Annotated in this window: 17 protein-coding genes and 1 tRNA gene; 4 read left to right on the forward strand and 14 right to left on the reverse strand. The window is 64.2% G+C overall.

The genetic code is table 11. The features are described from left to right. The first annotated feature begins 25 nt into the window (after nt 1–25). The gene (locus ACSQ3O_RS14310) at nt 26–1,522 is read left to right on the forward strand and encodes an NAD-dependent succinate-semialdehyde dehydrogenase (RefSeq protein ID WP_436139370.1); all 1,497 of its coding nucleotides are present in this window, start codon (nt 26–28) and stop codon (nt 1,520–1,522) included. A 138-nt stretch (nt 1,523–1,660) separates the two neighbouring features. Here the strand turns inward: ACSQ3O_RS14310 and ACSQ3O_RS14315 are convergent, their stop codons facing one another. The 4 genes from ACSQ3O_RS14315 to ACSQ3O_RS14330 all read right to left on the reverse strand — a co-directional run bounded on the left by ACSQ3O_RS14315 (nt 1,661) and on the right by ACSQ3O_RS14330 (nt 4,549). Next, a complete protein-coding gene (locus tag ACSQ3O_RS14315; RefSeq protein WP_137745623.1) occupies nt 1,661–1,897 on the reverse strand; it encodes a hypothetical protein in 237 nt (78 codons plus the stop codon). A 69-nt stretch (nt 1,898–1,966) separates the two neighbouring features. After that, entirely contained in the window at nt 1,967–3,163 is a 1,197-nt protein-coding gene (locus ACSQ3O_RS14320) for a YeeE/YedE family protein (RefSeq protein WP_436139371.1), read from the reverse strand. A gap of 125 nt (nt 3,164–3,288) precedes the next feature. Beyond that, entirely contained in the window at nt 3,289–4,179 is an 891-nt protein-coding gene (locus ACSQ3O_RS14325; RefSeq protein ID WP_298450890.1) for a sulfurtransferase, read from the reverse strand. Between the two features lie 296 nt (nt 4,180–4,475). Beyond that, nucleotides 4,476–4,549: transfer RNA gene (locus tag ACSQ3O_RS14330), tRNA-Gly, on the reverse strand. Between the two features lie 234 nt (nt 4,550–4,783). On the opposite strand from ACSQ3O_RS14330, the gene ACSQ3O_RS14335 reads away from it, so the two are divergent. Beyond that, on the forward strand, nt 4,784–5,146 hold the full coding sequence (locus ACSQ3O_RS14335) for a hypothetical protein (protein WP_436139372.1): 363 nt from the start codon (nt 4,784–4,786) through the stop codon (nt 5,144–5,146). 35 nt (nt 5,147–5,181) lie between these two features. Here the strand turns inward: ACSQ3O_RS14335 and ACSQ3O_RS14340 are convergent, their stop codons facing one another. The 8 genes from ACSQ3O_RS14340 to ACSQ3O_RS14375 form a co-directional block, all read right to left on the reverse strand. After that, nucleotides 5,182–7,212: a Cache 3/Cache 2 fusion domain-containing protein gene (locus tag ACSQ3O_RS14340; RefSeq protein WP_436139373.1), complete on the reverse strand. Its 2,031-nt coding sequence runs from the start codon at nt 7,210–7,212 to the stop codon at nt 5,182–5,184. 227 nt (nt 7,213–7,439) lie between these two features. Beyond that, a complete protein-coding gene (locus ACSQ3O_RS14345) occupies nt 7,440–8,357 on the reverse strand; it encodes a pseudouridine synthase (RefSeq protein ID WP_436139374.1) in 918 nt (305 codons plus the stop codon). A 333-nt stretch (nt 8,358–8,690) separates the two neighbouring features. Continuing rightward, on the reverse strand, nt 8,691–9,626 hold the full coding sequence (locus tag ACSQ3O_RS14350; RefSeq protein ID WP_436139375.1) for a hypothetical protein: 936 nt from the start codon (nt 9,624–9,626) through the stop codon (nt 8,691–8,693). 28 nt (nt 9,627–9,654) lie between these two features. Continuing rightward, entirely contained in the window at nt 9,655–10,128 is a 474-nt protein-coding gene (locus tag ACSQ3O_RS14355) for a hypothetical protein (protein WP_436139376.1), read from the reverse strand. 47 nt (nt 10,129–10,175) lie between these two features. Further along, nucleotides 10,176–13,409: an error-prone DNA polymerase gene (locus ACSQ3O_RS14360; RefSeq protein WP_436139377.1), complete on the reverse strand. Its 3,234-nt coding sequence runs from the start codon at nt 13,407–13,409 to the stop codon at nt 10,176–10,178. A gap of 185 nt (nt 13,410–13,594) precedes the next feature. Further along, nucleotides 13,595–15,130: a Y-family DNA polymerase gene (locus ACSQ3O_RS14365; RefSeq protein WP_436139378.1), complete on the reverse strand. Its 1,536-nt coding sequence runs from the start codon at nt 15,128–15,130 to the stop codon at nt 13,595–13,597. Then, complete coding sequence (gene imuA, locus ACSQ3O_RS14370; RefSeq protein ID WP_436139379.1) at nt 15,093–15,968, reverse strand: translesion DNA synthesis-associated protein ImuA; 876 nt, start codon at nt 15,966–15,968, stop codon at nt 15,093–15,095. The genes ACSQ3O_RS14365 and imuA overlap by 38 nt, the downstream gene beginning before the upstream one ends. Before the next feature lie 167 nt (nt 15,969–16,135). Then, nucleotides 16,136–17,446: an HD-GYP domain-containing protein gene (locus ACSQ3O_RS14375; protein ID WP_436139380.1), complete on the reverse strand. Its 1,311-nt coding sequence runs from the start codon at nt 17,444–17,446 to the stop codon at nt 16,136–16,138. Nucleotides 17,447–17,943: 497 nt separating this feature from the next. On the opposite strand from ACSQ3O_RS14375, the gene ACSQ3O_RS14380 reads away from it, so the two are divergent. Both ACSQ3O_RS14380 and ACSQ3O_RS14385 read left to right on the forward strand, forming a co-directional pair. Further along, a complete protein-coding gene (locus ACSQ3O_RS14380) occupies nt 17,944–18,231 on the forward strand; it encodes a DUF4148 domain-containing protein (protein WP_298450385.1) in 288 nt (95 codons plus the stop codon). Between the two features lie 92 nt (nt 18,232–18,323). Then, the gene (locus ACSQ3O_RS14385) at nt 18,324–18,617 is read left to right on the forward strand and encodes a DUF4148 domain-containing protein (protein ID WP_137745186.1); all 294 of its coding nucleotides are present in this window, start codon (nt 18,324–18,326) and stop codon (nt 18,615–18,617) included. A 126-nt stretch (nt 18,618–18,743) separates the two neighbouring features. Here ACSQ3O_RS14385 and ACSQ3O_RS14390 read toward each other — a convergent pair whose 3' ends face one another. Next, on the reverse strand, nt 18,744–19,382 hold the full coding sequence (locus ACSQ3O_RS14390; RefSeq protein ID WP_436139381.1) for a 3-oxoacid CoA-transferase subunit B: 639 nt from the start codon (nt 19,380–19,382) through the stop codon (nt 18,744–18,746). 2 nt (nt 19,383–19,384) lie between these two features. Next, nucleotides 19,385–20,092 (reverse strand): CoA transferase subunit A, encoded by a 708-nt coding sequence (locus ACSQ3O_RS14395; RefSeq protein ID WP_063462793.1) that lies wholly within the window; start codon nt 20,090–20,092, stop codon nt 19,385–19,387. Between the last annotated feature and the right edge of the window lie 58 nt (nt 20,093–20,150).

The following is a 20,150-nucleotide window of genomic DNA, read 5'->3' on the forward strand; positions in this document are numbered from 1 at the left end:
TTTTTTCTTCACCCGGACGCATCCCATGGACATGAAGACATCCCCCCTCGCACTGCTGAACGACCCCACCCTGCTCAAGACCGACGGCCTCATCAACGGCCAATGGGTGGTGGGCAGCAGCCGCTTTGATGTGAACGATCCGGCCACGGGCCTGAAACTGGCCGACGTGGCCAACCTGAGTCCGGCCGACGCCGAGGCCGCCATTGCCGCCGCCAACGCCGCATGGGGCCCCTGGAAAACCAAGACCGCCAAGGAGCGCAGCATCATCCTGCGCAAGTGGTATGACCTGCTGATGGCGAACCAGGACGACCTGGGCCGCATCATGACCGCCGAGCAGGGCAAGCCCCTGCCCGAGGCCAAGGGCGAAGTGGCCTACGGGGCGAGCTTCGTAGAGTGGTTTGCCGAAGAAGCCAAGCGCATCAATGGCGAGACCCTGCCCCAGTTCGACAACAACCGCCGCCTGCTGGTGCTCAAGCAGCCCATCGGCGTGTGTGCGGCCATCACGCCGTGGAACTTCCCGCTGGCCATGATCACGCGCAAGGTGGCGCCCGCGCTGGCCGCAGGCTGCCCCGTGGTCATCAAGCCCGCCGAGCTGACGCCGCTCACCGCCCTGGCCGCCGCAGAGCTGGCCATCCGCGCGGGCATCCCGGCCGGTGTGTTCAACATCCTGCCCGCCGACAGCGACAACTCCATCGCCATCGGCAAGGTGCTGTGCGCAAGCGACGTGGTGCGCCACATCAGCTTCACCGGCAGCACCGAAGTGGGCCGCATCCTGATGGCGCAGTCGGCCCCCACGGTCAAGAAGATGTCGCTGGAGCTGGGCGGCAACGCGCCCTTCATCGTGTTCGACGACGCCGACATCGACAGTGCCGTGGAAGGCGCGTTTGCCAGCAAGTACCGCAATGCGGGCCAGACCTGCGTGTGCACCAACCGCTTTTATGTGCAGGAAGGCGTGTACGACGAGTTCGTGGCCAAGTTCGCCGCCAAGGTGAAGACGGCCAAAGTGGGCAACGGCTTTGAGGCCGGTGTGAACCAGGGCCCGCTGATCGAGGAAGCGGCGCTGACCAAGGTACAACGCCATGTGGACGATGCACTGGCCAAGGGCGGCCAGGTGGTGGCGGGCGGCCAGCGCCTCACCGCCCTGGGCTCGGGCCAGTTCTTTGAACCCACGGTGGTTGCCAACGCCACGGCAGACATGCTCTGCGCCCGCGAGGAAACCTTTGGCCCCTTCGCCCCGGTGTTCAAGTTCAAGACCGAGCAGGAAGCCATCGACGCCGCCAACAACACCGAGTTCGGCCTGGCCAGCTACTTCTACAGCCGCGATGTGGGCCGCATCTTCCGCGTGACCGAGGCGCTGGAATACGGCATGGTTGGCGCCAACGTCGGCATCCTGGCCACCGAGCACGTGCCTTTTGGCGGCGTCAAGCAGTCCGGCCTGGGCCGCGAGGGCTCGCACTACGGCATGGACGACTATGTGGAGATCAAGTACCTGTGCCTGGGGGACATCCAGAGCGGCCAGTAGCCCTGCCCTTCTCCGCCCTGCTCACCGCGCGCCGCCACTGCCCCAATAGCTACTATTTTTATAGCTATTTGCACAGATGGGGCGCGCGGAAAAGGCTAAAAAAGCTCAAACTTTTGGTCACCCCACACCGCTGCGCACCTACACGCAGCGGTAGGCCGCTTCAAACCGGCTGACCTGCACAGCCAGCTCCGCCTGCAGGCCATACCGCGCACAGTGTTTGTCAGCCGCCTGCTGGGCGCCATCCGGGCCCAGCGTGGAGTTTTCCCAGTTGATGGACACCACCTTGTCGTTGCCCACAACGATGAAAGGCGCGGGCGGCGAATAGGCGCAGCCGCCCAGGCCTGCGGCCATCACCGCCATCCAGAAGCAGGCCATGAGGGGTCTCGTTGTCGTGTGCGTATCCATGCGGGCCGCAGTGTATCGGACGACCCTCTGCCTGCCCCCTCAGCGCCCGGCGGGCCACAGCCGCTTCAGCCGCAGCCCCGCCCACACGGCCGCAAACACTGCCGCTCCAAACACCCAGCCCGACAGTGCCCCCGCCATGCCGCCGGACAGCAGCGTGCCGATGGTGCAGCCCAGCCCCGTCATCGCGCCCCAGCCCAGCAGCACGCCGCCTGCCAAGCCCCGCGCGGCATCGCGCCAGGTAGGCCAGCGCAGCACACACTGGCGGCTGGCCAGGGCCGCGACAAACGCCCCCGCCACCAGGCCTGCCAGCAGCAAGGCATTGGGTGTGAACCAGGTGGACTGTGGCGCGGTGGCGCAACCGGCAAAGCCGTCCAAACCTTCCAGCCGATCGGGAATCCAGCCCTGCCCTTGCGCCCACTGGCGCGCGGCGCTGCCCAGCGTGGCCGTCACCCCCAGCGGCCGCATGCGCACAATGGCAAAGGCGCCGATCAGCCCCACGGCCAGGCCCCCTACCCAGTAGGGCCAGCGCCCTGCCCACAGGTCGCGCCACACGCCGCCCAGGCTGGGCACCGCGCCCCCTGGCACCGGTTCAGCAGCCGCCTCGCGTGCAAATCCGCGCCACAGCCAGGCCGCCACCAGCGCCAGCCCGCCCAGTTGCACCAGCAGCGCCCCGCCATACCCCAGGTGTGCGGGCAGCCACACCACGGGGGCATCGGCCACACTCAAGCTGTACAAGGGGTTCCAGGTTTTGAAGCCCAGCACAAAACCCAGGGCCGACCCGACCAGCGCAAACGGCGACACCGCCGAGCCCTCAGCCAGCCGGTACCAGTGCGCGCTGATGCACGAGCCCGACACCACCATGCCCGCACCAAACGACAGCCCCGCCACCACCAACACCCAGCTCACGGGGCCGATGTGCATGTCGGGCGGCAGCTTGCCAGGCTGGGGCACAGGCAGCCAACTGCCCAGCACCACGGTGTAGCCCACTACACCCACGGCCAGCGCCAGCACGATGGCCAGCAGTCCGCGCGGGTTGTGGTCCTCAAACCAGTCGCGCGCGTGGCAATAAAAACAAAAGCGCGAGCGCTGCAGCACCAGCCCCAGCACCGCACCCGTGGCCAAAGCAAACGCCAGCGTGCTTCCGCCCGGCAGCACCTGCACCGCGTGCGCTGCACCCGCCATCGCCACCAACAGCGCCAGGGCACCCGCATGAGAAAAATTGATCTTGAACGCCATGAATCCCCCAGGCATAAAAAAGCCCGCACGAAGCGGGCTGTAAAAGAGACCCCCTACCAAAAATCAAAAACTCTCTTTGTTTTGCATTGCACCTTCTTCCCAAAAGGTCCTGTCGGCCAACCCGATCATTTGGCGGCCCAGATGGTGCCCGCCGGGTTGGTGATGGGTACACCCACCGCGTTGCCATATTCCGTCCACGAGCCGTCGTAGTTCTTCACGCTGTAGCCCAGGATCTTGGACAGCGCAAACCAGGTGTGGCTGGAGCGCTCGCCAATGCGGCAGTACGTAATGATGGGCTTGCTGCCATCCACGCCCGCACTGGCGTAGAGCTTCTTCAGGTCTTCGGCCGACTTGAAGGTGCCATCTTCCTTGACCGCCTGACCCCAGGGCACATTGGCTGCGCCGGGGATGTGGCCGGCACGGATGCTCAGCTCGGGCACCCCGGCAGGCGCAAAAATCTTGCCCGTGTACTCATCGGCCGAGCGGATGTCCACCAGCTTCGCGTTGCTCTTGCCTTCGGCCGCCGCCAAGGCGTCTGACAAGCGGGCCCGCAGATCGGTGTTCACCTTGGCCACCTTGTAGTTGGTGGCTGCAAACTCGGGCACGCGGTTGTTCAACGGCTGGTTCTCGGCCTCCCACTTCTTGCGGCCGCCGTCGAGCAGCTTCACGTTCTTGACGCCATAGATGTCAAACACCCACGCGCCCCAGGCGGCAAACCAGTTGTTGGTGTCGCCATACAGCACCACCGTGGTGTCCTGCGATACGCCTGCCTTGGACAACAGCGCCTCAAACGCCTCCTTGCCCACAATGTCACGGCGCACACGGTCGTTCAGATCCTGGTGCCACGAAAAATTGACGGCCCCCGGCACATGGCCACGCTCGTACAGGCCAGGGTTCACGCTCACTTCCACGATGCGGACCTGCTGGTTATCGAGGTTTTGCGCCAGCCATTCGGTGGTGACCAGGGGGCCTGCGGGGATGGGTGTGGCCGCAAACGCTGCATTGCAAACCAGCATGGCACCGCCCAGCACTGAAGAGCGAAACCATGTGCCCACTGCTTGCAAAAAAGGGGCTGTGTGGGGTGCGGTGAACATCGTTTTCCTTTCCGTGTGGTTGAAATGCCGGGGCTTGACGGCACCCGATGCACGGAATTTAGGAGAGATGGGGCCTTAGCCCAACCAAGCAAAACAGCTATGAATATGCGAAACACGCACTTGCCTGGAATGGACCACGCCATGGCTGCGCCACACACGCAGTGCTCAAAAGGTGGTCAAAGGAGGAAAGGAGAAGAAACTGATCAGCCAAGAAGGGCTGGAGCGGGTGAAGGGAATCGAACCCTCGTATGAAGCTTGGGAAGCTGCCGTTCTACCATTGAACTACACCCGCCTTCTGTAACCCATTGATTAACAACGGCGTTTCAGTCAGTTGATTGGAACGATCTGATGGGCTTTTGCCATTTCAGCGCTTCAATCGCAGGCGTATTGTAGCCACGCCGCCGCGCCTTCTGAACGCCCGCTACATGGTGTTTTTGCGGGCAGTTTCGGCAACCGATGCCAAGCGCCGGGCTGAAAGCAGCACAATTGAGGGTTCACCACTCCCAGCGAAAGAAGGAAAAGCTCCATGCAACTGAGCGACGACCGCACACAGGCCACTCTGGCAATCAACAAGACCCTCACGGCAGCCGAAATCGAGAATCTGATCCGAGAGCTGGCCACGTTGCGCTCGCAGATGACGCCGGAAGTTACGACAGCCCCGCAGGACAGCGATGGGAATGGCGTCCCGCTGATATCGCAAGACAACCCGACACTTGCTATCCAGTACCCGCTGGAAGAAGCGCACGTCACCGTGTACTTGCGTAGTATCGGTCTCGGCTGGACAGGATGGCGTCTGCACCCGGACACCCAGCGTGCGTTGTCCGAATTCTTCAATGCCCGGCTGGCGAAAACGCCGCCCTCGCAAGCCAAGCCTATTCCCTACCGTTGATCTTTCAAGAGCAAGGCACCGGCAGTATCGGTGCGCTAACCGTGCCCGCCGCTGTCGTCCAAGCTCTTTCGAAGAAACACTGGTGAATTGGCCTTGTCACCACCGACACCCAAGTTAAACCGCGCAATCGCCTCCACCATCTGCTGCGCCTGCGTGCGCAGGCTGCTGGCGGCGGCGGCCATTTCTTCCACCAAGGCGGCGTTCTGCTGCGTGGTTTGATCGAGCTGGGTGACGGCTTCACCAACCTGCCCCACGCCGGCGGTCTGTTCGTTGCTTGCGGCGCTGATCTCGGAGACCATCTCGGCCACGCGCTGGATGGAGCGGACCACCTCCTGCATGGTGGTCCCGGCCTGATCGGCGAGCACCGAGCCCTGCTGCACCATGGCGCTGCTGGCGCCAATCAGCTCCTTGATGGCCTTGGCCTCGGCGGCGGTGCGCTGGGCCAAATTGCGCACCTCGGCCGCCACCACCGCAAAGCCCCGGCCTTGTTCACCCGCACGGGCGGCCTCCACGGCCGCGTTGAGCGCAAGGATGTTGGTCTGGAACGCAATGCCGTCGATCACACCGATGATGTCGGCGATCTTCTGGCTGCTGTTGTTGATGTCTTGCATGGTGCTGACCACCTTGGACACCACCTCCCCACCCTGTTGCGCCACGCGGCTGGCGCCCACGGCCAGCTGGTTAGCCTGGCTGGCGCTGTCGGCGTTGTGGCGGATGGTGGCGCCCAGTTGCTCCATGCTCGCCGCCGTCTGCTCCAACGCGCTCGCCTGGCTCTCAGTGCGGCCTGAAAGGTCCTGGTTGCCCTGGGCGATTTCCGTGCTGGCGGCCGACACGCTGTCGGCGCTGGTGCGCACGGTGCCCAGGCTTTCCACTAGACGAGTCCGAAAGCCCTCCATCGCCTGGGCCAGTGTGCCAATTTCGTCGCGGGACCGCACCGACACCGCGTGTGTGAGATCGCCCTGCGCCAGGTAGGCCAGCGCGGTGCTCAACTGCTGCACGGGCGCGCCCACCAGGCGGCGGGTGGCCATCACCAGCACCACCGTCAGCAAGGCTAAGGCCACCACCACCCCCAGCCACAGCCAGATCAGCACATTGCGGGCCTCACTCATCATTTCGGTCAGAGGCGCCTCGGCCACGATGGCCCAGTTCCAGGGCTTATAGTGCTCCACCGCCAGGTAGCGCGTGGCGCGGTCACCTTCGCCGCTGCGGCGCGGAGACCAATCCGACTCCATATTCCCCTCCTGCCCCACCGCCGCCAGCGCCGTCATCCAGGCCTTGGCCTGCTCGTCCTTTTCGTCCACCTTGAGGGTCTTGCCCGCGCCCGGCAGGCCAAAAATGCTGCCCCGCACAGGGCCCGCCGAAAGGTTGACCGCATAAACCGCACCAGTTGCAAACAGCTTCTGCCCCGCCATCACGGTGTCGAGCTTGCCCAGAATGGCCCCCATGTCGGAGCCGATGAACAGAATGCCGATGGTGCGGTTGCCATCGCGAATGGGCTCGTACACGGTCATGTACTCCCGGCCAAACAGGCTGGCACGACCGATGTAGGTTTTGCCTTCATTCATCAGGGCATAGGCCGGGTGCTTACGGTCCAGCAGGGTCTTGTATGCGCGCTCGCCATCCTGCTTTTTGAGCGATGTGGTCACGCGGATGAAGTCATCCCCCGTGCGCGCAAAAATGGTCGCCACCGCACCCACGCTGTCCTTGGCAAAGCGGTCCACCACTTCGAAGTCGCCATTGACGGCCGCCCCCTGGAACGAGAGCACGGCCTCGGATTTGCCGTCTGCTCCCGGAGCCTCGGCCACCGAAAACTGGCCGGGGAAATTCGCTTTGAACAGGGCGAAGTCCCGCTTGGCCTGCTCTTGTGCGGTGTCGTCAAAGGTCTGCACAAGCATGCGCACCTGGGCGGCGTACTGCATAGCATCGTCCCGCGAGAGGCGGCCAAAGTCTTTCCAGAGCAGGCCGCTGACGATGCCCATGGTGGCCAGCAAGACCACCAGCAGGCTGAACAAGGCGGTTGCCGACAGTTTGAAGGCTACGGAATGGCGGGTGTCTGATGGAATCATCTGGTGCTTTTGTGTAATTTATGCAAGGGCGCGCACTGGCTGCAGACAAAGTACCCGATCTCAGGGCGAATGCCAAATGGCGCAATCACCAATGACCTGCCAAAAATCAGGGAAAACCCTTGCACAAAAAGATTCCAGCAGCCGTGCCTTGCTGGCAGCGCCGCCAAGCCCACCAGTCACTGGATACATCCAGCAGAGGAAAGAAAGAGAACAGAAAGTGAACGCCGCTACCCACCGCTAGGCAAGCGCAGCGACTGCCGACTCTCGAACATCCGCTGCGCCCCCGTGACCGGATCCACAAACGCCAGTGACTGCGCCAACAGCTGCAGGGGCCGCGAATAGTCGCCTTCGGGCGGATCGTTGACAACGGGGTAGAACGGGTCATTGCGCAGCGGAAGGCCCAGGGCCGCCATGTGCACGCGCAGTTGGTGCCGCTTGCCGGTAATCGGCGACAGGCGGTAGCGCGCCCAGCCGCCTGCTACCTCCAGCACCTGCATGTGGGTGTGGCTGTTGGGCTCGCCAGGTACTTCCTGCATGCGAAAGAACTGCGGGCTTTCTTCCAGGCGGCTGGCATGGTCGCGAGGAAAGGCCACATCCGCACGCCAGGGCGCGATCGCGTCGTAGTGCTTGGTGATCTGCCGGTCGCGAAACAAGGCCTGGTAGGCGCCGCGCGTGCGCTGCTGCACCGACAGCATCACCAGCCCGGCCGTATCGCGGTCGATGCGGTGCAGCGGTGACAACTCGGGCACACCAAGCTGGCGCTTGAGCCGCACCAGCAGCGTGTTGTGCAGATACCGGCCCGAGGGCGTCACTGGCATGAAGTGCGGCTTGTCGGCCACCACCAGGTGTTCATCCTGGTACAGCACCACTTCGCTGAAAGGCAGCACGGGCTCGGCAGGCAGGCTGCGGTAGTAGTACAGGCGCAGGCCACCCTCAAACGGCCGCTCGGGCACCACTGGCTGGCCTCGCTCATCCATCACATCGCCTGCCAGCATGCGCTGGCGCCATTCATCGCGGGCCACCACCGACAGCCGCTGGGCCAGAAAGTCCAGCATGCTGCCCTGCCCGCGCGGGGGCAACACCACACAACTGGGGCTCACGCCATCGCGCACGGGCAGGACACGGGGGTGGTGGGGGTTGTGCATGGCGCGGGGATTTTAGGGTGCCCCCCAAGAGTCGGATAGTTCGATGCGGGTCACTCAAGGCTCAGTTGCACGGGCCACGCACAAATGCGAACGATGTTGTACATGCCAGCACCAGCGACTTTGTGGCACAACGGCGTGGTCAAGGCGTTCGGTGAAAGACTGCGTAAAGCGGACCTTAAGCCCATGGCAGTAGGGCGCGCGAGCATGCACAAGCTGGTGATGCTGATCTACAGCCTACTGTGCCGGGCGCAACGTTCGATGCGCACATCCGATAGCACGACTTGATTTCAAGACGGTATCTGCCCCCAACTGCTGATGCCTGCGCTCGATGTGTCACTTAACTTCATTCGATTGATCAATAAGTTTCCATAATTTTTGATCAATATCTCGCCATTGATGAACATTCCAAGAAGATGATATCCACGACACCTCAACCCCTCCATAAGCCTCAGAGTAATATTGCGCATGCATTATTGGATTTGGAGCACCCCCCTCGTAAATTTCACTGACACGAATCACCATCCATTCATTAAATCCTCTTTGGGCAAGGCAATCTATCCTCCGCCACACTCGCTCCTTTTTTGAATCCCGAAGGCATTCCATGCCATAAATAATTTCCGCGCTTTTCTCTTTCAACGAATTATTCCAAGATTTTATATTATCCCATTGAATTCTGGCATTCTTGCTTGCATCAGTAGCTCGTTGATGCTCCGTTGAATTCCATGGTTTTATATATAAAACCCGTACAACATCCACATCCAGCCTCCCATTCACCACTCCATTTCTGTAATTTTTCTCTGAATCAACGTCTCGCCCTGGAACAATAAAAGTCAGCCCATTTAAAGAACCATTCCCAAGAAGATTCGGATTAGATATATCACCCAAAAACATCAGATTCATATTATTCTTGTTGCGCATGTCAAAGGATCCGACCACCACCCGAAGTCGATCATTCAGAAAAAAAGTTTTCCTCTCCATAACCTTTATCTCTTTGCGCATACCGCCCAAGTCTTTGCACCCGAGAGAAACCAGCACCGTCAAAAATAATGCAAAAAGCAGGCGAATTGACCTCAAATCCCCCCAAGACATATTCATACCTAACGACATAGAATTCACCCCAAATCTCACTTGCCGCCCAACGAATCGAACTGAGCAGATATTAGATAACTCGGCGCTATTCAGTCTTGATCTCCCTGGCGATATTAAACCCGACGCCAGCCTTATCTGCTCACCATCAATGTCGATGCTGATCTGATCGAGCTTCAACATGGTCGAAAATATCGCCCCGCGTTTCTCGTCATTCACCGCGTCCGGCATGACCTTGTCCGCGCAGGTTTTCACCGTGCCGTACCGGGTAAAGGGGAGGCTCTCTCACTTGATAGCCACGTCCCACCCTAGCGCCACAAACCCGATGTCCTTGTTCTGCAAGCGTAACCTCCGTGCTAACCCCGGCAGCATCTGGAACGATCCCCATCAGGGCCTGGGTTGCGACGGCCACGCCGCCTTCGGTATGCAGAGCCAGTTGTTGATCGGTGTCTGATACCTGAGTATCGGCCTTGTCGGCGGCAACTGCTTGGTTGATAGTTTTTTTGGCATCTACCGCCTGACAGGCATGCGTTGAAAGCTCTTTTTTTAATAGCATTCTCTGCAGAATCGGCGGGCGCAGGCATTCAGCCTGGGCGGTGGTGGGGCTCAGTTCTGCCAGGGGCAGGCCCGCGACCACATAGTTGCCATCTTTGAGTGGAATACGCTGCCTCGGCTGTCCTGTCACGCACCTATTTCTGCAAGCCATAGTGCGCAGTTCTCAACAAGAAGGGCTCAATGAAAATCCCGGCTGCCCTGCAGCGCCTGGGCCATGCGGCCGAGCAGCGGGGTCAGGTCCCTGAAGCGCTGGGCGACCAAGTGGCGCACCACGGCGGGTGCCTGGCCTGAGGTGGTGGAATGCGCGCTGCCGCCCTCGGGCACGCTGCACTGCCACAGGCCTTCCACGGCCAGCAGTTGGGATCTGAGCAGGGCGTTGCGCCAGCGGTCCACCATGGCGGGCCAGACGATGACGTTGACGGGGCCGGTTTCGTCTTCGAGGGTGACGAACATGGTGCCCTTGGCGGTGCCGGGGCGCTGGCGCACGGTGACGATGCCGCAGGCGCGCACATGGCGGCCGTGGGGCGTGGCCACCAGCTGCAGCGCGGTCTGCAGGCGCCAGCGGGCCAGGCGGGGGCGCAGCAGGGCCAGGGGGTGGCGGCGCAGGGTGAGGCCGGTGGCGGCGTAGTCGAACAGGATCTCTTCGCCCTCGGGGGCGGCTGGCAGCGTCAGCGGGGCCTCCAGCACGGGCACCTCGCGCAGCAGGGCCGGGGCGCTGTGCTGGGCGGCTGCGTCCCACATTTGCTGGCGCCGGTGGCCTGAGAGACTGGCCAGCGCATCGGCGGCGGCCAGGGCCTGCATGTCCTGCTGGCTCAGTGGGGTGCGCAAGGCCAGGTCTTCGGCACTGGCCCAGGCGGGGCCCTGGCTGCGCACCTGCACGAGGCGCTTGGCGGCCTCTTGCGACAGGCTGGCCACCAGGCGCAGCCCCAGGCGCACTGCGGGCTGTGGTTGGGATGGTGCTGGCAGACCTTTGTGGGGCCGCAGCAGCTCGGGGGGGCCTTCGAGGGTGCAATCCACGTCGCTGTGGCTCACATCGATGGGCAACACGCGCACGCCGTGGCGGCGCGCGTCCTGAACCAGCTGGGATGCGGTGTAGAACCCCATGGGCAGCGAGTTGAGCAGCGCGGCCAGAAAACACGCAGGCTCGTGGCACTTGAGCCAGCTGCTGGCGTAGGCCAGCAGGGCAAAGCTGTGGGCGTGGCTTTCAGGAAAGCCGTATTCGCCAAAACCGAGCATCTGCTGGAAGATGGCCTGGGCAAATTCAGTGCGGTAGCCGCGCGCCTCCATGCCGCCAATCAGAGGTCGCTCGAAACGGTGCACGCCGCCTTTGCGCTTCCAGGCGGCCATGGAGCGGCGCAGTTCATCCGCCATGCCGGGCGTGAACCCGGCGGCGATCATGGCGATCTGCATGACCTGTTCCTGGAAGATGGGCACGCCCAGCGTGCGTTCGAGGGCATCCTCCAGCTCGGGCTTTTCCAGCTCCAGCGGCAGGCCCTGCCGCCTGCGCTCACGCGCCTTGAGGTACGGGTGCACCATGCCGCCCTGGATGGGCCCGGGCCGCACGATGGCAACCTCGACCACCAGGTCGTAGAACGTGCGCGGGCGCAGGCGCGGCAGCATGCTCATCTGGGCGCGGCTTTCGATCTGGAACACGCCCACAGTGTCGGCGGCGCAGATCATGTCGTAGGTGGCGGGGTCCTCGTGCGGGATGTCCTTGAGGCCCCAGTGCTCGCCGCGCAGCACAGCCCGCAGTTGCAGGCAGCGGCGCAGTGCGCTGAGCATGCCCAGGGCGAGCACGTCCACCTTGAGCAGGCCCATGTCGTCGAGGTCGTCCTTGTCCCACTGGATGACGGAGCGGTTGTCCATGCTCGCGGGCTCGACCGGCACCAGCCGCGTGAGCTTGCCCTGGGTGAGCACGAAGCCGCCCACATGCTGGCTGAGGTGGCGCGGAAAGCCCTGGAGGTCGGCCGCCAGCTCCAGCCACAGCGTGGCGGTATGTGGGTGCAGCGCGGTGCCGACGGCCTGCGCCAGCTCCTGCAGGCGGTCGGCAGCGAAGACTTCGTCGAACCAGTGGTGGTCTTTGGCAAACGCATCCACCAGCGCGGGCGCCACGCCCAGGGCCTTGCCCACGTCGCGCAGGGCGCTGCGCGTGCGGTAGCTGGTGACGACGGCGGCGATGGCGGCGCGGTCGCGGCCGTATTTGTCGTAGATGTACTGGATGACTTCCTCGCGCCGGTCGTGCTCGAAGTCCACGTCGATGTCGGGCGGCTCTTTGCGTTCCTTGCTGATGAAGCGCTCGAACAGCAGGTGGGTGTTTTCGGGGGGCACGGCCGTGATGCCCAGCATGTAGCAGACCACCGAGTTGGCAGCAGAGCCACGCCCCTGGCACAGGATGTTCTGGCTGCGGGCGTAGCGCACGATGTCGTGCACGGTGAGGAAGTACATCTCGTACTGGCAGTGCGCAATCAGCTCCAGCTCTTTGCGGATCTGTGCCAGCACTTTCTCGGGCGCGCCCTGCGGATACTCGCCTTCGACACCCATCTGCACCAGCCAGGCCAGCGCCTGGGCGGGTGTCATGCCTTCGGGCACGGTCTCCAGCGGGTACTGGTACTTGATCTCGTCCAGGCGGAAAGTGCAGCGCCCGGCCACCGTGAGCGTGGCCGCCAGCAGGCCGGGCGGGTAGATGCCCGCCAGCCGCACGCGCTGGCGCAGGTGGCGCTCGGCATTGGGCTGCAGCGCAAATCCGCACTCGGCCACGCTGCAACCCAGGTGCACGGCGGTGATCACGTCCTGCAGTGGCTTGCGCGAGCGGGCATGCATGTGCACATCGCCCGCCGCCACCAACGGCAGGCCCAGCTGGGCGCCCACGCGCTGCAGTGTGGCGAGCCACAGGCCGTCGTCAGGAGCCAGGTGCAGTTCGACCGCGAGCCAGACATGGCCGTCAGCATCAAGGTCAAAATGGGCCTTTGCGCGCGACAGGCAAGCCTCAACAGCTACAAAATCAGTAGCATCAAAGCGTTTGCGGCAAGGTGCCAGCAGCAGTTCGCACCCTTGCAGCAGGTGCCAGGGGCTGGCCGGGCCCACGTGGTACTGGCCCTTGGGCGCTGCACGGCGCGCGGCCGAGATGAATTCGCACAGGTTGCCCCAGCCCTCGGCGTTCCGCGCCAGAGCCACCAGCCGCAGGTCGCCCCAGAGGAACTCGCTGCCCACGATGAGGTGCAGACCCGTTTGCTGGGCGGCCTTCCAGGCGCGCACCACACCGGCCACCGAACATTCATCGGTCAGCGCCAGGGCCTGGTAACCCAGCTTGGCAGCGCGTTCCACCAGCTCGGGCGGGTGTGAGGCGCCGCGCTGAAAACTGAAGTTGGACAGGCAGTGCAGTTCGGCGTAACCCGGCAAGGATGCGGTCATCTCAAGGCTCCATGGCGCTGTGCCAGCCGATGGCCCGTGCTACCCGCAAGCGCCGCCACACCGCAGACTGCCCGGCAAGGCAATTGCCCGGAAGTTTGGGATGGAATCGGGCCGATGAACGCCAATGCGATCTCCAAAAAGACGGTGAACAGGCTCAAAAGATGGTTCACAGGCTCTCGGGGCTGTCAAAACACCCCGTGCAGAAACCAGCGGGGGGTGCGCGCCTGGGCCTGCGCACCGTCTGGCAACGGCGCGAGCCGCTCGCGGAACACCCACACCAGGCCCGCCACGGCGTTGTGCGCGACGAAGTAGTCGCGCAGGGCCAGGCCCGTGCTGGGGTGTGCGGGGTCGGTCCCGCCATCGGCCGCAGACCACCAGCCCGCCTCAAAGCGGTGGGGCCCGGCCAGCAGACGCAGCAGGCCATGGTGGCAGGGGCGGTTGCCCTGCACGGCCAGCCGCTGGGGCGGGTTCAGCAGCCAGGGGGGCAGCAGACAGGCATCGGGGCTGGTATCCAGCGCAGCCCTGTCGGCGTTGGCAGCGCTTGTGGCGCTTGTAGCGGCGGCGTGCCGGGCGGGCGGGCGGCCCAGCACCTCGGCCGCTGGGCGCCACTGCTGCATGTGCTCGGGGCGGTGGTCGGCCCACAGCACCGGGGCCTGCACCTGCTCGGGCCCCAGGCGGGCAGACAGGCGTTCCAGCAGCTGGTGCAGGGCTTCGCCTGGGGGCGCAGGGTCGTCGGCACGGCCACGGTCGCCAGGCGGCAGCAGGCTGGCACTGCGGTGGGGCAGCGGGGCCGACTCCAGCAGGCGCAGCGTGATCTGGTTGGCCGGTGCGGCCAGGGTGGTGCGCGCCAGATTTTCAGACAGCAGGCGCCGCAGGTGCGCCATGTCCTGCGTGGCCTGGGCGGTGCGCACCTGCAGGGCCTGCGTGGGGGCGATCACCACCCCGTCGATACGTCGCAGGTCGTGGCGCCAGGCCAGCTCCAGGGCCAGCGCCCCCTGCTGGCGCGCCTGCAGCCAGCCCTGCAGGGCCGTCAGGCAGCGGTGGGCGCTCCACAGCAGGGCGTCGGCCGAAGTGGCCAGCGCGGGCAATTCGGCGGTCAGCGCGAACTGCTCGGGTAGCTCCAGCCAGGCATGGGCCTCGGGGGCATCGCCCAGGGCCTGGTCCAGCACCTGCAGCACCGCGGCCCCCAGGCGCCGGGCCAGTCCGGCACGCGGCAACGCGCGCAAGGCTCCCCAGGTGCGGCAACCCATGCGCTCCAGGCTGGCCACATGCGGGCGCAAGGCAGTCAGGGTGTGCAAAGGCAGGGTGTGCACCTCGGGCCCCTGGGGGCCCCGTGGTGCAGGCCCTGCCAGCGCCATGCGCAGCCAGGCCTGCGCCACCAGCGCGGTGGGCCCGCAGCCCCACGGGGGTTGCTGCAGTGGTGCCCCCACTTCCCCGGTGGCTCCGGGGTCTGTCACCTCCTCGGCGGCTTCGGCCCAGGCCTGCAGCACCAGGGCCAGCAAGGCATCGCGCCCGCCCCAGAGGCGCTCGGTGGTGGAGACCTCCAGCAGCACGGTGTCGCCATCCACCAGCGCCACACGCGGGGTAAAACGCAGGGCCCACCAGCCCGCAGCGGGGCCTGGCACTTCAGCCCCTCTGCCTGCAGCAGCCCCTGCGCCCGTGTTGGCCGGGCTGGCTGCGGGCTCATCCCGCCACGGCAGCGGCAATGCGATCCAGTGCATGCCCCCTCCCCTGCAGCCCCGCCGTCGCAGATTCCATGTGCACGGGCTGCGCCGTCCGGCCTCCCGGGGCCGCTGGGCTGTAGCGCACCACCGTGGCGCGGGCCACCATCTGCGCGGCGTGGCGGCGCTCGGCCTGCGCCACCAGGGCCTGCGCCAGCCGGGGGTGACAACCCGGCAGATTGAGCGCCTGCACCAGGGGCGGCCCCCGGCGCTTGAGGATTTGCACCTGCATGCCGGGCGCGACAGGCGTGGACGCCCCGGCAGACGGCACCAGCCCCTGCTGCACCTGCAGCCGTAGCAGGGCTGGCGATGCCTGTGGTGCTGCGCTGACCGGGCGGAACACCCACAGCAGTTGCTGTTGCTGCGCCGCCGCCAGCTGCAACCTGCGCAAGGCGGCGGCAGGTGCCTGCGGCAGCCAGGCCATGACGGCCAGCACACCGTGGCAGCGCAGCGCCTGTTCAGCCGCCCAGAATGCAGCGCGGGCACTGCCGGCGCGCACCACACACAGCCGCTCGGGCGGCAGCCCCTGCGCCTTCAATGCCGGGCCAAAGGGCTCGCAGGGGGGCGCCACCACCACCACGGCCCCTGCGCGGCGGGCTGTGGCCTGGGCCAGCGCGGGCAGCACCAGCTGCCATTCATGCAACCCCGCCAGGGACTGCAGCACCTCGCACAAAGCCCCCACCGGCCAGCCCCCGCCGGGCAGCTGGGCATCCAGCAACGCATACCCCGTGGGCTGGGCCGCCTGCGGGCCCGCACCCAGCGCATCCGCATGCCAGACACCGGGCACGGCAGAAGGCAGGTCGGGCGCAATCCGCAAGGACAGGCTGGGCGCAGGCATGGCGGGAAAGACGCTTCAAAGAACAAGAATACTGTAAATATAACCAGTATTTTGAAGCGTGGCGAGCCATGCGGGGGAAGGCGCCAGGGGCGAAGGGGTACAGGCCTGCGGGCGCTTGCAGACAAGAGCGAGGCGCCCTGGGCGGTCTTCAGAGCCCGTTCAAGTTCTCAAAGCCGCCGCAGCGCCCAGTCGCACCAGTCGGCCACTGCCGCCTCCATGGGCGTGGCGCGGTCCGACAGCTGGGGCCAGCGGCGGTGGCTGGCGTTAAGAATACTTTGCAGTTGCCACAGCGCCTCACGCCCCACCAGGGCCACCTCAGCCATGCCAATGGCATCGCCCTGCAACTGCGCCAGCAATTCACCCTGGTGCTGGGGGTGGGAACCCGCCTCAATCAAGGCCTTCTGCAAGGCCAGCAAGCGGGAGTCGGTAAATGCAAAGGCGCTGTCTACCGGGGCCTTGGCCGTGCCAGGGGGCAAGGCAGCCTTGAGCTGGTCCCAGTAGGTGAAGGCCTCGGCCAGCAGGTCAATCTGGCGCGAAGCATCGTTGCTCAGCGGCATGAGGGCCGACTCGCGCGCCACCTCCTCCTGCAGCAACGGCAGGATGTGGGCCACCAGGGCAGAAGGGAATTTGCGGTGGTTGAGCCGCAGCACCAGCGACAGCCGCTGCGCGGGCATGTCCTCGTATTTTTCGTAGAACGCGGTCACCACCTCTGCCAGCAGCAGGATGCGGCCCATGGGTGTGATGTCGGCACCGGCCAGGCCACGGGGGTAGCCACTGCCATCCATGCGCTCGTGGTGCTCCAGCACGGCCACCTCGGCAGCGCGGGCATAGGCTTTGGTATCGCGAATCATCAGCATGGCCGTGATGGGGTGCGCCACCAGGTGCTTGCGTGCCACGCCCACCACCTTGTGGTCAGGGTCGCTCCAGGCTGGGTCCATGTGCAGCACGCCCAGGTCATGCAACAAGGCCGCAGCAGCCAGGCTGCCGCAATCACGCTCCGCCAGACCGCTCTTGATACCCAGGAAAACGGCCACGGTCATCATCTGCAGGCTGTGTTCGAACAACTCGGGGCGCTGGTCGCGCATCACCGTGAGCTTGCAGGCCATGGGCGCCGGCAGGGGCAAGGAGCGCAATGGCGCCAGCAGGCGGGCGGCCGAAAGGCCCAGTGCCTCGGCCAGCATGTTGGGCAAGGCCTCCTGCTCGATGAGCGCCTGCCCCGCTGCCAGCAGGGCGGGCATGTCCACGGGGTTTTCGATGGACAGGTGGCGGTCGATGGGTTCGCGCAGCTTGTGCTGTACCAGGCGGTCGTACAGGCGGCTGTCGATGCGGGCCCCCTTCTCCACCAGTTTGATGCCGTTGTCGGTGTAGATGGCGGCATCCGCCACCACCGTCCTGCGGTCGGCCATGTCGGTCAGCGCGCGCAGGTAATGGGGGCTGTCAGCGGTGTCAATGTCCGCCGGAACAAGGGGGTCTGTCATGCGAGAAACAACAAATCGTTACCTCGGACTATAAGACGTCCTCTTGCGGGGCTCCGACAGAGAACCCGGTTCGGCACCTCACTGTCTTGAGGAAGATCAATTGCTGCCCCGGGCCGACAAAAGGGAGCGGCCCCACCCTAGCAACTCCGCCGAAGCCTGCCTGCCATGGCAGCCAGTCCAGCAGCAGGCCATGAGGAGGCCATCGGCACATCGTCCCAAATTCGCATCAGGGTTTCCATGGAACCCAGGTGGCCAAAGACAGTTTTTTGCCTTCCCCGGGCAGTCAGGCTTGGGCAAACCCTGAAAAGTTCCGCATTCATTGTTTCCAATACTGGAACAGTTAGTTCGCGACCCAGTGGTTTTTCCCTGAACACCATCGGCGTACAGTTCAACCCATCGATGAGCCGAACCCGCAAGGCGACTCACCGAACCCGGTTCAGGAATGGTTTTTTGGCCCGGCTTTTTTGAGACGCTTTTTAACTTCAAGGATTTTCATCATGAACAACACCGCACGTTTCCTCTCCATTGCCGCTGTCGCTGCTTTCGCCTCTTTCGGCGCCCACGCTGACGAAGCCGATGCTTCGCAATTCGCCACCAAGTTCGAAACGAACCGCACCCGCGCTGAAGTGGCTGCCGAAGCCGCCACTGTGGCCCAGACCCGCAGCATTGAGCCTGCTGGTTCCCGCGTCGTGACCTACAAGAGCACCGCTGATCGCGCTGCTGTGCGTGCCCAGGCTGCTGAAGCTGTGCGCACTGGCCAGATCTCTTACGGCGAGCGTGGTTGATTGATCAGCGCTTGATTCGCTGAATCCACCGCTCTTCCTGTTTCGTATTGCCTAGTACATCCCTCTTTTTTGAATTTCATCGGAGTTTCACCATGAACAAGACCGCTCGCATCATCTCCATCGCTGCTGTGGCTGCTTTCTCTGCTTTCGGCGCCCACGCTGACGAAGCCGATGGCTCGCAGTTCGCTCTGAAGTTCGACACCAACCGCACCCGTGCTGAAGTGGCTGCTGAAGCCGCTACTGTGGCCCAGACCCGCTCTATCGAACCCGCAGGTTCGCGTGTGGTGACCTACAAGTCCACGGCCGACCGCGCTGCGGTACGTGCCCAGGCTGCTGAAGCCCTGCGTACGGGTCAGATCCCCTCGGGCGAATTCAGCGCCATGTAATTCCAGCCAGCCTGTGCAGGCCGGTCGTGAAGTGCAAATGCCATACAAAAGGCCGGAGTCCCTTGCGGGGCTCCGGCCTTTTTTGCTGCATGCCAAGCAGCCAACGCATGGCTGCGAGCAGGTGTATTACTTAATCAGCGTAACGCCCGTCTTGGCCTGCAGGGCTTCAAACGTCACGCCGGGGGCCAGCTCAATGAGCTTGAGGCCTTCGGGCGTCACGTCCAGCACAGCCAGGTCGGTGATGATGCGGTCCACCACACCCACGCCCGTGAGGGGCAGCGTGCAGGCGGGCAGGATCTTCAGATCTTCAGTGCCGTCTTTCTTCTTGGCGACATGTTCCATGAGCACGATCACGCGCTTGACGCCCGCCACCAGGTCCATGGCGCCGCCCATGCCCTTGACCATCTTGCCGGGGATCATCCAGTTGGCCAGGTCGCCCTTTTCGCTGACCTGCATGGCACCCAGGATGGACAGATTGATCTTGCCGCCACGGATCATGGCAAACGACTGATCGCTGCCGAAGATGGACGAGCCCTTGATGGTGGTCACCGTCTGCTTGCCAGCGTTGATCAGGTCCGGGTCCACCTTGTCGTCGGTCGGGAAGGGGCCGATGCCCAGCATGCCGTTCTCGGACTGGAGCCACACCTCCTTGTCACCGGTGAAGTTGGCCACCAGCGTGGGAATGCCAATGCCCAGGTTCACATAAAAGCCGTCTTCGAGTTCTTGGGCCGCACGGGCGGCCATCTGGTCTTGGGTCCACGGCATGGTCAGGCTCCTGCTTTCTCGGTGATCGTTCGTTTTTCGATGCGCTTTTCGGGGTTGGCATTGAGCACGATGCGGTGCACGTAGATGCCGGGCAGATGGATGTCGTCGGGGGCCAGCTCGCCCACTTCCACAATCTTTTCCACTTCAACGATGCAGACCTTGCCAGCGGTGGCCGCTGCGGGGTTGAAATTGCGTGCCGTCAGATTGAAACGCAGGTTGCCCGACTTGTCGGCCACGTCGGCCTTGACCAGCGAGACTTCGGGCACCAGGGAGCGCTCCATCACATAGGTTTCGCCATCGAACTCGCGCAGCTCCTTGCCGTCGGCCACGATGGTGCCCACGCCGGTCTTGGTGAAGAAGGCCGGGATGCCCGCGCCGCCCGCGCGCAGCTTTTCGGCCAGCGTGCCCTGGGGGGTGAATTCCAGCTCCAGCTCGCCCGCCAGGTACTGGCGCTCGAACTCCTTGTTCTCGCCCACATACGACGAGATCATCTTCTTGATCTGGCGGGTTTCGAGCAGCTTGCCCAGGCCAAAGCCATCCACGCCCGCGTTGTTGGAGATCACGGTGAGGTTCTTTGCACCCGAATCGCGCAGCGCGTCGATCAGGGCTTCAGGAATGCCACACAGCCCGAAACCGCCAACAGCCATGAGTTGGCCGTCTGCAACCACGCCCTTCAGGGCTTCGGCTGCGGAGGGGAATATCTTGTTCACCACGATCTCCTTATGAATGGGATGCGCTACGATACTACGTATCTAAATAAGTAGTTTC

Source organism: Acidovorax sp. LjRoot74 (genome assembly GCF_964254355.1).
GTDB lineage: Bacteria > Pseudomonadota > Gammaproteobacteria > Burkholderiales > Burkholderiaceae_C > Acidovorax.

Coding starts and splice junctions, on each gene's coding strand:
- imuA (WP_436139379.1), bottom strand. CDS start 15,968: ATGCCTGCGCCCAGCCTGTCCTTGCGGATTGCGCCCGACCTGCCTTCT.
- ACSQ3O_RS14335 (WP_436139372.1), top strand. CDS start 4,784: ATGCAACTGAGCGACGACCGCACACAGGCCACTCTGGCAATCAACAAG.
- ACSQ3O_RS14325 (WP_298450890.1), bottom strand. CDS start 4,179: ATGCTGGTTTGCAATGCAGCGTTTGCGGCCACACCCATCCCCGCAGGC.
- ACSQ3O_RS14310 (WP_436139370.1), top strand. CDS start 26: ATGGACATGAAGACATCCCCCCTCGCACTGCTGAACGACCCCACCCTG.
- ACSQ3O_RS14340 (WP_436139373.1), bottom strand. CDS start 7,212: ATGATTCCATCAGACACCCGCCATTCCGTAGCCTTCAAACTGTCGGCA.
- ACSQ3O_RS14315 (WP_137745623.1), bottom strand. CDS start 1,897: ATGGCCTGCTTCTGGATGGCGGTGATGGCCGCAGGCCTGGGCGGCTGC.
- ACSQ3O_RS14390 (WP_436139381.1), bottom strand. CDS start 19,382: ATGCCGTGGACCCAAGACCAGATGGCCGCCCGTGCGGCCCAAGAACTC.
- ACSQ3O_RS14350 (WP_436139375.1), bottom strand. CDS start 9,626: ATGTTGAAGCTCGATCAGATCAGCATCGACATTGATGGTGAGCAGATA.
- ACSQ3O_RS14345 (WP_436139374.1), bottom strand. CDS start 8,357: ATGCACAACCCCCACCACCCCCGTGTCCTGCCCGTGCGCGATGGCGTG.
- ACSQ3O_RS14360 (WP_436139377.1), bottom strand. CDS start 13,409: ATGACCGCATCCTTGCCGGGTTACGCCGAACTGCACTGCCTGTCCAAC.
- ACSQ3O_RS14375 (WP_436139380.1), bottom strand. CDS start 17,446: ATGACAGACCCCCTTGTTCCGGCGGACATTGACACCGCTGACAGCCCC.
- ACSQ3O_RS14380 (WP_298450385.1), top strand. CDS start 17,944: ATGAACAACACCGCACGTTTCCTCTCCATTGCCGCTGTCGCTGCTTTC.
- ACSQ3O_RS14320 (WP_436139371.1), bottom strand. CDS start 3,163: ATGGCGTTCAAGATCAATTTTTCTCATGCGGGTGCCCTGGCGCTGTTG.
- ACSQ3O_RS14365 (WP_436139378.1), bottom strand. CDS start 15,130: ATGCACTGGATCGCATTGCCGCTGCCGTGGCGGGATGAGCCCGCAGCC.
- ACSQ3O_RS14385 (WP_137745186.1), top strand. CDS start 18,324: ATGAACAAGACCGCTCGCATCATCTCCATCGCTGCTGTGGCTGCTTTC.